10 protein-coding genes are annotated in these 12,794 nt (G+C 64.3%); 5 read left to right on the top strand and 5 right to left on the bottom strand.

Features of this window, described 5'->3' with window-relative positions; all coding sequences use genetic code 11:
• Positions 1–167: 167 nt before the first annotated feature.
• From KDH09_12040 to KDH09_12025, 4 genes are all read right to left on the bottom strand, one after another.
• Positions 168–1,325: an acyl-CoA dehydrogenase family protein gene (locus KDH09_12040; GenBank protein MCB0220419.1), complete on the bottom strand. Its 1,158-nt coding sequence runs from the start codon at positions 1,323–1,325 to the stop codon at positions 168–170.
• 115 nt (positions 1,326–1,440) lie between these two features.
• Positions 1,441–2,022: a DUF4202 domain-containing protein gene (locus KDH09_12035; protein ID MCB0220418.1), complete on the bottom strand. Its 582-nt coding sequence runs from the start codon at positions 2,020–2,022 to the stop codon at positions 1,441–1,443.
• A 22-nt stretch (positions 2,023–2,044) separates the two neighbouring features.
• Positions 2,045–2,434, bottom strand: a complete 390-nt coding sequence (gene apaG / locus KDH09_12030) for a Co2+/Mg2+ efflux protein ApaG (GenBank protein MCB0220417.1) — start codon at positions 2,432–2,434, stop codon at positions 2,045–2,047.
• A gap of 8 nt (positions 2,435–2,442) precedes the next feature.
• Entirely contained in the window at positions 2,443–3,339 is an 897-nt protein-coding gene (locus KDH09_12025; protein MCB0220416.1) for a B12-binding domain-containing radical SAM protein, read from the bottom strand.
• 152 nt (positions 3,340–3,491) lie between these two features.
• Here KDH09_12025 and KDH09_12020 point away from each other — a divergent pair, with 152 nt between their 5' ends.
• The 3 genes from KDH09_12020 (at position 3,492) to KDH09_12010 (ending at position 6,907) form a co-directional block, all read left to right on the top strand.
• Positions 3,492–4,067, top strand: a complete 576-nt coding sequence (locus tag KDH09_12020; GenBank protein ID MCB0220415.1) for a hypothetical protein — start codon at positions 3,492–3,494, stop codon at positions 4,065–4,067.
• Between the two features lie 75 nt (positions 4,068–4,142).
• Entirely contained in the window at positions 4,143–4,421 is a 279-nt protein-coding gene (locus KDH09_12015) for a metal-sensitive transcriptional regulator (protein ID MCB0220414.1), read from the top strand.
• A 20-nt stretch (positions 4,422–4,441) separates the two neighbouring features.
• Positions 4,442–6,907 carry a heavy metal translocating P-type ATPase gene (locus KDH09_12010; GenBank protein ID MCB0220413.1) on the top strand — a complete coding sequence of 822 codons (2,466 nt, stop codon included), beginning with the start codon at positions 4,442–4,444 and terminating at the stop codon, positions 6,905–6,907.
• 254 nt (positions 6,908–7,161) lie between these two features.
• Here the strand turns inward: KDH09_12010 and KDH09_12005 are convergent, their stop codons facing one another.
• Complete coding sequence (locus tag KDH09_12005; protein ID MCB0220412.1) at positions 7,162–8,385, bottom strand: ABC transporter substrate-binding protein; 1,224 nt, start codon at positions 8,383–8,385, stop codon at positions 7,162–7,164.
• A gap of 427 nt (positions 8,386–8,812) precedes the next feature.
• Here KDH09_12005 and gyrA point away from each other — a divergent pair, with 427 nt between their 5' ends.
• Positions 8,813–11,332 (top strand): DNA gyrase subunit A, encoded by a 2,520-nt coding sequence (gene gyrA / locus KDH09_12000; protein MCB0220411.1) that lies wholly within the window; start codon positions 8,813–8,815, stop codon positions 11,330–11,332.
• Complete coding sequence (locus tag KDH09_11995; protein MCB0220410.1) at positions 11,329–12,144, top strand: tetratricopeptide repeat protein; 816 nt, start codon at positions 11,329–11,331, stop codon at positions 12,142–12,144. The genes gyrA and KDH09_11995 overlap by 4 nt, the downstream gene beginning before the upstream one ends.
• The last annotated feature ends 650 nt before the right edge of the window (positions 12,145–12,794 follow it).

The following is a 12,794-nucleotide window of genomic DNA, read 5'->3' as shown; positions in this document are numbered from 1 at the left end:
GATCATCAACCGCGGCCTGCTTGGCGAGCGTCAGGCGGCATAAGAGCAGCCTGGAATCAACCTCTCCCCTCGGGGAGAGGTCGGCGCAAAGCGCCGGGTGAGGGTTCGGGCACTGCGGTAACAAAACCCTCACCCTGACCCTCTCCCAGAGGGAGAGGGGATGAGAATTACCAGTTGCGGTCGTCTTCGATGGCCGCACGGGCGATGATGCGGCGCTGGATCTCGCTGGTGCCCTCATACAGGCGCGAAGCACGGGCATCGCGGTAGACCCGCTCGACGTCGGTCTCGGTCATGTAGCCCATGCCGCCGTGGATCTGGATGGCGCGGTCGGCCACGCGGCAGGCCGCTTCGGAGGCAAAGAGCTTGGTGATGGCCGTCTCGCGGTTGACGTTGACGCCCTGGTCGAGCTTCCAGCCCGTGGGGTAGAGCAGGGACTCGGCGCACTCGATGTCGACCTCGTTGTCGGCGATCATGAGCTGGATCATCTGGAAGTCGCTGATGGGTTTTTTGAACTGGATGCGTTCCTTGGCGTAGCTCACGGCAAGTTTCTGGACGTATTTCATCTGTCCGAGACAGCGCGCGGCGATGGAGAGGCGGCCGTTGTTCAAGACCTTCATGGCGATCTTGAATCCGTAGCCCTCTTCGCCCAGCAGGTTTTCCTCGGGCACTTCGCAGTCCTCGAAGATGAGCTCGGTCTGCGCGACCACGTCGCCGCCCATGGAGGCCTGCGAGCGGCCGATGGTGAAGCCCGGATAACCCTTCTCGACGATGAAGGCGCTGATGCCGCCCTTGGAACGCTTTTCACGGTCATTGGCCGCCATGATGGTAAAGGTCTCGGCAATGGCGCCGCGGGTGATGAAGTGCTTGCGGCCGTTGAGGATCCACTTGTCGCCCTTTTTGACAGCCGTGGTCTCGATGCTCTGGGCGTCCGAGCCGGCGCCCGGCTCGGTCAGCCCGAAGGCGGCGATCTTCTCGCCCGATGCCAGCGGCGGCAGATACTTCTTCTTCTGTGCGTCGGTCCCGAAGTGCACGATCCCCTGGGCGCCGATCCCGTTGTTGCCGCTGTGCAGGTAGTTCCAGCAGTCGTGGGCCCAGGCGAGTTCTTCCTGAATGAGCAGGTAGGAGAGATAGTCCATCCCCTGGCCGCCGAACTGCTCGGGAATGGTGATGCCGAAGTATCCCATCTCGCGCATCTTCTTCATCGCGTCCTCGGGGATCTGCTTGCTCTCCTCGATCTCTACATTGAGCGGCAGCAGCTCGGACTGGACGAACTTGCGCGTGGCATCGCGCAGCATCTTGTGGTCTTCGGACAGCTCAAAGCTCATGGGGTCTCTCCTTGGAATACAGTGGCCGCCACAGCGGCAGCCCGCGCCGCCCGGGGGCAACGCGGAGTGATTGCTTAGTCAATTTCAGGGGCTCTGAAAAGCCGGAGGGAAGGCCCTAGCCCAGCGCCTTTTCCACCAGCGCGCGCAGGTCTTCCGGCATCTCCAGCGCCAGCGCGGCGGAGCGTCCCTGCTCGCTCATCTTGGCCCAGGTTTTCTGCAGGATGCCGATGAGCTTTTCCTCATCGTGTTTGCTGGCGAACTCGGCAAATCCGTTTTCGATGAACGTCAGGCAGACCGCGTCTTCGAGGGTCTGGGAGTCCGGGTCGTCCTTGATGTCCTTCTTGAGCAGCAGGTCGCGCACGCGGGAGATGATCTCGTCGTCGTAGCCGACTTCGCGCAGGATCTTTTCGGCGATGTCGGCGTGGTGCTTGTAGAGGGTCGTGCGCCAGTTGTAGTAGCCCTTCTTGCCGGTGGGGTAGTCGCTGCGGGGGATGTCCCAGCGGCGGATGTGCTGGCAACGCGCGGCAAGAGTCAGGTGCTCGGGCGCCGCGGGGCGCAGCTTCTTGACCCAGCGCGAGAGCCTCTGGTGGTAGAGCAGCTCGCGCGGATACTCGTTGCCGTCCCCCTCGATCTCGAGGCGCGGGTCCTTGGCGTTCTCGGCGTCGAAACTGGCGATGGCGTGTTCCAGCCGGTTCATTGCAGTGGCCACGGCAGGTCCCTCAATTCAATGCGTAGGGGAGGCTCAGCGTAAAGGGCGCCACCTGCGCCTCAAAACTCTCCCCCTCGGAAGTGATCATCTGGTAGGTGCCGCGCATCGAGCCCACGGTGGTGGTGAGCGGGCAGCCCGAGGTGTATTCGAAACTCTCGCCCGGCGAGAGCACCGGTTGCTTGCCCACCACGCCGGGGCCGCGCACCTCTTCCTCGCCGCCGCTGCCGTCGGTGATGATCCAGTGGCGGCTGATGAGCTGCACGGGCTCGTCGCCTTCGTTGGTGATGCGGATCGTGTAGAGGAAGAACCAGTTGCCCTGGGCGGGCTCGGAATGGGCCTCGCTGAAGGCGGATTCGACTTCGACGACGACGCCGCGGGTGACTGCTCGGGAAGAAGGCATGTTCGCTCCTAAAGCGCCCGCAGGTGATCGGGCCGCAGGGCGGGGTGCCCCGGGTTGTTCAAAACTTCATCGATGACCCGCGTCAGCGCGGCGCGGTCCTCGGGGTAGCGCCCGCGAAGCGGAAGATAGTTCGACGCGTGGTTGGAGCGAAACTCCATTGCCGGCGCGTCGATGGCGGCGACCAGCGCGCGCAGCTCTTCAAGGGTCTGCCTCTGGTCGAGCCAGTTCCAGGGGCCGCCGCGGCGGCGCTCCATCATCTGCTTGTAGTCGTCTTCGAGCGGCCCCATCATCATCACGAGCGCGCTGCCGTAGGCCGGCTGCATCTTTGTGAGGACCCGGGCGGTGGCCTCGGCGTGCTCGGCGCTGCGCTCCCTGCCGGCCGGGCCGATGAGCACGGTGGCCGAGACCTTCATGCCCGCGGCGTTGGCCTTCTGCCCGGCGTCGATGATTTCCTGGTCGGTCGCGCCCTTTTCAATGAGCGTCAGCGTCTCCGGATCGCCAGATTCCACGCCCACGTAGAGCATGGTGAGGCCCTTCTCGCGCAGCAGGGCGAGATCCTCCGCGCTCTTGGCGTGGATGTTCTGGGGGGTCGCGTAGCTGGTGACCCGGGCAAGGCGCGGGAAGCGCGCATGGAGGTGGTCGAGAATCTGGGTGAGGCGCCGCGTCGAGAGCACGAGGGCATCCCCGTCGGCAAGAAAGATGCGGTCGACCCCCTGAAAATGGGGAGCCAGCCGGTCGATCTCGGCCCGGATTTCCTCCCAGGGACGCGCGCGGAACTGCTTGGTTTTGTACATCATGCAGAAGGTGCACTCGTTGTGGGAGCACCCCAGCGTGACCTGGAGAATCAGGTTCCGGCCCTCCGAGGGGGGGCGGTAGAGCGGCATGTCGTATTCGAGCAGCGCCATAGCCCGCGTAGTCTGACCAGCAGGGCCCTTGCAGGCAAGGGTAAGTGCCCCATGGGCAAAGCTGGTTTCGGGCGCTATAGTTGGCCTACCGAGAATCCCAGAACCTTGTGGAGGCGAGAAGTCCGGTGGCACTGGCCAAAGAACCCGACGCAATGAGTGAGCTCAGCGAGCTCGACGGTCGCTTGAAGCTGCTTCGTCAGCACATGGAGCAGTATTTCCTGGGCATCGAGAAGCTCCCGCCCACCGACGAGTGGGAGAGGGTGAAGAAGGACATGCAGGCGATGATGCGCCGCACCTTCAACAACACCGCCGTCAAGTTCCGGCGCAACTCGCTCAACCAGCGCATGGTCAGCGACAACAACTACTACACCCGGACCCTCAAGCAGATCGAGGAAGGCACCTACTACCGCGACCGCTTCAAGGCCGATCTCCACGAGAAACAGCGCCTTCGCGAGGAAAACCGCCTCAAGGAGAAGCAGGCGGCCGCACGGGCGAAGGCCGGCCAGACCAAACCCAAGGGCGGCGGCGCCATCGACAACCTCCACCAGGCCTACATGGCTGCCCGCGCCAAGACCGGCGAGGGGGGCAACGTCTCGCGCGAGGCCCTGCAATCGGTCGTCGAGAAGCAGGTAGCCGCCATCAAGCAGCGCTACAACTGCAAGCGGGTCGAGTTCAAGGTTTCCATCGAAAACGGCAAGGCCAAGCTCAAGGCCGTCCCCAAGAACTAGCGCGCCCGCCCGTTATTTCGCCCGGGGAATGGGCATCGCTTGGCAAGTCATACCCCCAATGGGTATGATTGCGCTATGACACCACCAGACATAACGGATCAGCTCAAGCGTCTGAAACGAATCGAAGGCCAGGTCCGCGGCATCGCCAGAATGATCGAGGAGGAGCGTTCCTGCGTGGAAGTGCTCACCCAGATTCGCGCGGTGCATGCCGCGCTCCGCAAGGTCGAGTCCGCGCAGATGAGCGGCCACATCGAAGAGTGCGTCCTGGAGGCGGTAAACTCCGGCGCCGACCATGAGCGCGAGCAGAAACTGGCCGAACTGGTGGCCGCCCTCGAGAGATTCGGCTCGGGTTGAGCCGGAGAAAGGCGGGGCAAATGTCGCAGCAATCGAAAGTCTATGCCGTCAGCGGGATGACCTGTTCCTCGTGCGCGGCACGCGTTGAAAAGCAGCTTCAGGAAACCCCCGGCGTCGAGAGCGCCACGGTGAACTATGCGACCGGCAGGGCCTTCGTCTCGGGCCAAGTCGATCCCGCGCAGCTCGAAAGCCGCGTCTCGGCCATTGGCTACACCCTGCACGTGGGTGAGGACGAAGAAGAAGACCATTCCGAAGAACTGCTGCAGGCCGAGCGCAACCTGCATCTGGCCGTTGTTCTCTCACTGCCACTTGTCGCGCTCCACTGGTTTGGACACGCGGTTCCCGGGTCGGCCTGGATTCAGCTTGCACTCAGCGGCGCGGTGGTCTTCGGTCCCGGTCGCGGTTTCTTCATCCGCGCGTTCAAGCTTGCCCGCTACGCCCAGGCCAACATGGATACGCTGGTCGCGCTGGGGGCGGGGGCGTCCTTTGCCTACGGCGGCTCGTTGCTGGTGACGGGAAAGCCGGGACCCTATTACCTGGATGCGGCCGGGATGATCGTCTGCTTCATCCTGCTTGGAAAATTGCTGGAGGCCCGCGCAACCACGCGCGCGGGCGCGGCGCTGCGCGCGCTGCTGGATCTCTCTCCCAAGACCGCCCACCGCATCGCGGAGAGCGGCGTCGAAGAAGTCCCAGTCGAGAGCCTGCAGGTCGGCGACCGCATCCGCGTGCGCCCCGGCGAGCGCGTGCCCGTCGACGGTGAGGTGCTGAGCGGCACGAGCGAAATCGACGAGTCCATTGCGACCGGCGAGTCCGTCCCGGTTCTCAAGAAGGCGGGCGATGCCGTGCTCGGCGGCACGGTCAACGGCGCGGGCGTGCTGGAGATCGCGGCCAAGTCTCTTGGCAGCGAATCCTTCCTCGCCCAAATGGTGCGCCTTGTCGAAGAAGCCCAGGGCTCCAAGCCCCCGGTGCAGCGCCTGGCCGACAAGATTGCCGGCGTCTTCGTCCCCATCGTACTGCTCATTGCGCTGGGCACCGCGGTTGGTTGGTGGATTTCCGGCGCGGACCTTGCGGGTGCGATTCTGCCGGCGGTGTCGGTGCTGCTCATTGCCTGCCCGTGCGCGCTGGGGCTTGCAACGCCCACCGCCGTGCTGGCCGCGTCGGGGCGCGCCGCGCAGGAGGGAATCCTCGTGCGCAACGGCGCCGCGCTCGAAGCGGCGGCGCATCTCTCCGTTTTGGTTGCCGACAAGACCGGCACGCTCACCGAGGGGCGCCCGAAGGTGGTCGAGTTCTTGAACAACTGGGGCAGCGGCAAGGAAAAAGAAGCCATGTCGCTGGCCGCCGCGGTGGAAGCCGCCAGCGAGCATCCCATGGGCCGCGCCATCGTGGGCTATGCCAGAGAGCAGGGCGCACCGGAGCTTCAGGCCAGTGACGTGCAGGTTCTCCCTGGCGCAGGCATCAGCGGAAAGGTGGACGGCCGCGAAGTTCACGTGGGCACTTTCGAGTTCATCAAGAGCAAGGGCGTCGACCTCTCGCGCCTGATGCAGGCTCCTACCTCCCACCCGGTGGCCTCGCGCGCCTATGTGGTGGTCGATGGCAAGCGTGCGGGGATCTTCTATCTCGAGGACACGGTGCGCGCCCAGGTGCGCGAGGCACTTGCCGATCTGGGCGAGCTGAACGTGCGCCTTGCCATGGCGAGCGGCGACACCCAGCAGGTGGCCTCCTACATCGCCAACCAGCTTGGCATTGAAGAAGTTCATGCCGGGCTCTCACCCCAGGGCAAGGCCGATCTGATTGCGAGCCTGCGGGGAGAGGGCGCCCACGTGGGCATGGTGGGCGACGGCATCAACGACGCGCCGGCACTGGCCTCGGCCAACGTGGGCTTTGCCGTGGGCGGCGGCACCGACATCGCCCTGCAGAGCGCCGACATGACGCTCGTGGGCGGCGATCTGGGCCGCGTGGCGCGCGCCATTCGCCTGTCACGAAAGACCTTGCGGATCATCAAGCAGAATCTTTTCTGGGCGCTCTTCTACAACACGGCGGCGATCCCGCTGGCGGCCTTCGGAATGCTGCGCCCGCAGTTCGCCGCTGCCGCGATGGCGGCAAGCTCGGTGTGCGTGGTTACCAACTCGCTGCGCCTGCAGCGCTTCCGCGCGCAGGGCACGCGCGCCGCGACGGCGCAAGACAAGGAGAAAACCATGGGCGAGAAACAGCTCAATGAAGTCGTGATCGGCATTGACGGCATGACCTGCATGCACTGCGTGGGCAGTGTGACCAAGGCTCTCGAAGAGGTCCCGGGCGTCAAAGAGGTGGAGGTCAGCCTGGAAGGCAAGAACGCCCGCGTCCGCTACGACGACGTGGACACGACGGTATCGGCGCTCAAGAACGCGGTTCGCATGGCGGGCTACAAGATCCTCGGCAACCCCGAAGCCCGCGAGAAACTCAGCTACTACAGCGGGGTCGATGAGGACTTCAAGATTCCGCAGTGAGGGAGCGCTTCGCGCGCCTTTCTCCAAGCCTTTTCGCATAGTCATCGTCAGTTCGAGCCTGCGAGATTCCTCGCTGCGCTCGGAATGACAGGGTTTGTTGCATCGCCTCCTTATCTAACCGTGCAGGCGGTATGTCATCCCGAACCGATGTGAGGGATCTCGCAAATGCCGGCCACTGCTTTGGTCTCACGCGCGATGTAAACGAAAAAGGGCCCGCAGATGCGGGCCCTTTCTTTCTGGTTTCGGTTGAAGGTTCAGTTCACCGTTTCGATCTGGTAGCCCTTTTCCGCGGCGAAGCGGAAGAGCTGGAGGGCGACGGTCTGGTCCACGCCGATCTGCTTGGCGGTTTTGGAGTTGAGCGTCACCTTGAACTTCTCGGGGGGGCGCACGCTCAGGAAGCTGGCGCTCTTGCCGCGCATGATCTCGTTGGCCATGGCCGAGGTCTGCTTGCCCACGGCGACGAAGTCGGGAGTGAGCGATACGAGCGCGCCGGACTTCACGAACACGGTGAGCGGCACGAACAGCGGGATCTTGTTCTCGATCGTGTATTTGAGGATCACGTCGGCGCCAAGGTGCGAGGCCACCGTGCTGTCGGGAAGCAGCCAGTAGGCGTCGATGCCCTCGGAGAAGGCGCGCAGCGCGCGCTCGATCTCGGTGGAACTGTCGACCTTGGCGGTCACAAGCTGGAAGGGCGCGGTGATGCTCGCCTCGGCAATCATGTCGCCGGTGTTGCTGGGATCGTAGATCACGCCGACACGGCGGATGTTGGGCACCACGCTCTTGAAGGTCTGCATCTGCGTCTTGACCGGAACGCCCACGGAGACGCCGGTCATGTTCTTCTTGTTGTTGAGCCCGAGCTTGAAGGGGTTCGAGACCATGGTGAAGACGACCGGGATGTCGTCGACCTCGTCCTTGCACAGCTCGGCCGCCAACTTGCCGATGGCGATGATGAGGTCGGACTTCTGCGTGCCCTTGATGGCCTGGTTGAGGATGGCTTCGCCCTGGTTGCGATCACCCTCCATGTAGTACTCGGTGATGCGGCCCTTGATGGTCGACTTGATGCCGTCGAGCACTTCGTTGTAGTTGGGCCCGTCGCGGCGGGTGAACAGGACGGCGATGTTCTTGGTCGAGACGTAGACCGGTTCGGTCGGCGTCGCATAGAGCAGCTTTTCGGCGTCGGTCTTGTCGCGAATGGAGATGTAGTATTCAAGGCCGAACCCGGTGACCTGGTTCCCGGGGATCTCCACCTGGAAGCTGCTGCCGCTGCCTTCTTTCATAAAGGCGCTGGCATACGAAGCGTTGCCCGGACGTCGGTAGTAGACGGTTGCGTAACGAAGTTCGGACTTGGGCTGGATGGTGGCCTGGATGACGAGGGGCTGTCCGCGTTCGGTGTAGTCGAGGGGCGTGTGGACAATGGTGAAGTTGCCCTGCGCGCTCGCGCTTTGGGGAACGAGCATCACCGCGCCGAGACTCAGCACGAGGCAAAGTGTGATCCAAATCATCCCCTTGAGCGGGGCGCACCTGCGTGAAGACTGCATCATCGTGTCGTATCCAAACTCATGTTGGCCGGAACGGCGGGGCGCGCATTCGGAGAGACCAAATGGCGACCACATCGGGGTTGAGTCCTTGGGCGTGCCAGCGCCGCGGGCCTGAAGTCCGACTCGTCCGGTCGAAATCGCGATCAATGTCGAGTACGTAACAATCCACGGAAAAAATGTCAACAATTATCGTGATTTACGGGGGTCGCAACCGCCGCCCGGGTCCGTTGACCGGCCGGGTGGGGCGGGGTATAGCAAAGGACGCAATCGGCAGATCCCGGGGTTGAGGGCAGGGGTCGGTCGCACCCCGTTTTTCCGGGCCCTGCGGCTCCAAAACCGCCGATTTCGCTAGCGAGAGCGCTCTTTCATGGCAGAACAAGGTCCCGGGCAGCCGCCCCTCCACATCAGCATCGAAGACGAGATGCGCCAGTCCTATATGAGTTACGCCATGAGCGTGATCGTGGGACGTGCGCTGCCCGACGTGCGTGATGGGTTGAAGCCCGTTCACCGCCGCATCCTCTACGCCATGCTCCGCGAGGGGCTTCGCTCCAACACCAAGTATTCCAAGTGCGCCGGCGTGGTCGGCGAAGTGCTCAAGAAATACCACCCCCACGGTGACAGCGCCGTCTATGACGCCCTGGTGCGCATGGCCCAGCACTGGAACCTGCGCTACCCGCTCATCGACGGGCAGGGCAACTTCGGCTCCGTCGACGGCGACCCGCCGGCGGCCTACCGCTACACCGAGTGCCGGCTCACCGCGCTGGCCGAAGAGCTCATGGCCGACATCGACAAGGAGACCATCGACTTCTCCGAGAACTTCGATGGATCGACTGCCGAGCCCGTGGTGCTTCCCTCGCGTGTTCCCAACCTGCTGATCAACGGCTCGGGCGGCATTGCCGTGGGCATGGCGACCAACATTCCGCCGCACAACCTGCGCGAGGTCTCCGACGCCTGCAAGTATCTGATCGACAACCCGACCGCCACGGTCGAGCAGCTCATGAAGTTCGTGCCGGGCCCGGACCTGCCCACCGGCGGCATCATCACCGGGCGCGACGGGATCCACAGCGCCTACAAGACCGGGCGCGGCGGCCTGCAGATCCGCGGCCGCGCCGAGATCGAGACCTACGGCAAGGACGATCGCGAGCGCATCGCCATCACCGAGATTCCCTACCAGGTCAACAAGACGCGCCTCATCGAGAAGATCGCCGAGCTTGTGCGCGACAAGCGCATCGAGGGCATCTCCGACCTGCGCGATGAATCCGATCGCACGGGCATGCGCGTGGTGGTCGAGCTCAAGCGCGATGCCGTTGCCAACGTGGTGCTCAACCAGCTCTACAAGCACACGCCCCTGCAGACCGGTTTTGGCATCATCATGCTGGCGCTGGTTCACGGCCAGCCGGTGGTGCTCAATCTCAAGGAGATGCTCGTCAACTTCGTCGACCATCGCCGTGAGGTCATCACACGCCGCACCGCTTTCGAGCTGCGCGAGGCCAAGGCCCGCGAACACATCCTGATGGGCTTCAAGATCGCGCTCGACAATCTCGACGCGGTCATCGAACTGATTCGCAACTCGAAGGACCCGGCGATTGCCAAGGCCGGCCTGATCGAGAACTTCGGCCTTTCCGAGCTGCAGGCCACCGAGATCCTCCAGATGCGCCTGCAGCGCCTGACGGGCCTGGAGCGCGACAAGATCCTGCAGGAACTCGAAGAGATCAAGGGCATCATCGCCCGCCTCGAGGAAATCCTCGCCGACGAGAAGAAGGTGCTGGCCATCATCAAGGCCGACCTCGACGAGATGAGCGAGAAATACGGCAACGAGCGACGCACCGAGATCACCGGCGCCGTGGCCGACATCAACGCCGAAGACCTCATTGCCGAAGAAGACATGGTGGTGAGCGTTTCCCACCAGGGCTACATCAAGCGCAGCCCGACCACCACCTACCGCGCCCAGCGCCGCGGCGGGCGCGGCGTGATGGGGACGGCCAAGCGCGAAGAAGACTTCGTGACCGAGATCTTCGTGGCCTCCACCCACAGCTACCTGCTGATCTTCACGAACATGGGCCGGCTCTACTGGCTCAAGGTCTACAACATCCCGGCGGCCGGCAGAACGGCCAAGGGCAAGGCCATCGTCAACCTTCTGCAGCTCAAGAAGGAAGAGAAGGTTCAAAGCATCCTCCCCGTGCGCGAGTTCGAGGAAGGGCGCTTTGTCGTCATGGCCACGCGCAAGGGATACATCAAGAAGACCTCCATGATGGAGTTCTCCAGGCCGCGCAACTCAGGGCTCATTGCGCTGAATATCGAAGAAGACGACGAACTGGCCGGCGTGCGGGTCACCGACGGATCCATGCAGATCATGCTGGCCACCCGCGCGGGCATGGCCTGCCGCTTCGACGAGGAAAACCTGCGCCCGATGGGTCGCACCGCCCGCGGCGTGCGGGGCATTCGCCTGGGCAAGGACGACGAAGTCGTCGACCTGGTAACGCTCAAGGGCGATGAATCGCTCCTTACCGTCATGGGCAAGGGATACGGCAAGCGCACGCCCGTCGAGGAATACCGGCTCATCTCGCGCGGCGGCAAGGGCGTCATCAACGCCAAGGTCACCGACCGCACCGGCGAAGTCGTCGCCTGCCGCCCCGTGGCAGAGGGCGACCAGCTCATGCTCATTACCGACGGCGGCAAGATGATCCGCATGGACGTCGACGAGATTTCCGAAATCGGCCGCGCCACCCAGGGTGTGCGCCTGATTACCGTGGGCTCGGATGAAGCGGTGACCGGCGTCGCACAGGTCGCCCGTGAAGACGGCGCCGACGAAGAGGGCGACGAAGGCGATGACCCGGGCGAGGCCGGCAGCGACGAGGATGCAGGAGGCGAGGGGGACGAGGCGTGAGCTTTCGTTCCCGGAGCCTCGCGGCAGCGCTTGCGCTCGCCGCGCTCATTGGCGCCTGCACCAGCGGCCAGCGCATCGACTTCACCTTTTATCTGGCCCACCGCGCGCTTCGAAAGGGCGATGCCGAACGCGCCGCCGAGCTCTACTACAAAGCCTTTGAAATGGACCCCGAGGGGGAGATGGCCCCCGAGGCGCTCTACGAATACGCGCGCACCATCGATGTTCACCAGCGCCTTCCGGGCTTCGCGGTGGAAGTCTACCGGCGGGGCTCGCGACTCTTTCCCGAAACCAACTACGCGGTGATCGGCCTGGAGCGCGCCGCCGAGATCGAGATCGACCACCTCAAACATCCCGAGCGCGCCGTGCTCGACTACACGCGCCTTCTCAACCTCTACCCCGAACACGAGCGGCGCTACGAGTGGATGCTCCACCAGGCCGAAGGCTACGCCCGGCTGGGCAATCCCCAACAGGCCGAGACCGAGCTGCGGGCGCTCATCGAGATCAAGGAACTTCCCGACCAGGTGCGCGTTGCCGCCAAGAGCCTGCTCGGAGAAATGCTGCTCGTGCTCGAGCGCCCCGGCGAGGCGGCGACCGTTTACGAGAGCCTTGCCGCCTGGACCAAAGACCGCCCCGGCTTTCGCGCGGCCTGGCTGGAGGCCCGCTACGACCTGGCGCAGGCGCTCTCCGAACTCGATGAGACCGAACGGGCGCTGGAAATCTACCGCGACATCGAAGGCGAGTTTCCCCGGCAGGAAGTCATTCAGGAAAAGATCAACTTCCTCACCATCCGCCTGAGCAAGCGCAACCGATAAGGCCCGCGCAGCGGGCCCGCCATCCGGTTCGTGATCGCGCGCGGGGAAGTTCTTACCCATCCCCATTGACGGCGCGCCCACTCCAGCGCATTTTCCGTCCGCGTCCACGGGCGCATCCGCGCGTTCTTCTCGTTTGTCGTGGACGTCAGTCGTGGACGTGGACGAGTCTTTCACCTCTCCCTTTGGGAGAGGTCGCGCCGAAGGCGCGCAGCACACCACTCCCTGCTCCCCCGCGCCGGGGGAGCTGCCTGGCGCGTAGCGGCGGGCTGAGGGGGTGCCGGTGCCGCCGCGCTGCAAAGAGGATCGCGCCGTCTGCACGACCCCCTCAGTCGCCTTGGGCGACAGCTCCCCCAAAGGGGGAGCAGGGAATGTTGCTTCGCCTCCGCCATCTCCGCCGGTGCAGCTCCCCGCCAGCGGCCCGCCGATGGTGACCTTGGGCCCGCCGCCACCGTCCTCGGGCAGCGCAGCGATGCTCCCCTGCAGCGTGCGCAGAATCGTGTGGGCCGCCTGCACGCGCAGGGCCTGGTCGGGGCTGCGCAGCAGGCTCAAAACGCAATTGGCAAGCGCGCGCATGGTGTAACGGCTTCGCGCGTCGTTCGGCTCGTCTTTGAGCAGCGCGCTCGTCATCTGCGCGCAGATCTCCGGCCATG

It is taken from the genome of Chrysiogenia bacterium (assembly GCA_020434085.1).
Taxonomy (GTDB): Bacteria; JAGRBM01; JAGRBM01; order JAGRBM01; family JAGRBM01; genus JAGRBM01.
Note: the sequence above shows the minus strand (reverse complement) of the source record. Positions and strands in the feature narration are given on the sequence as shown.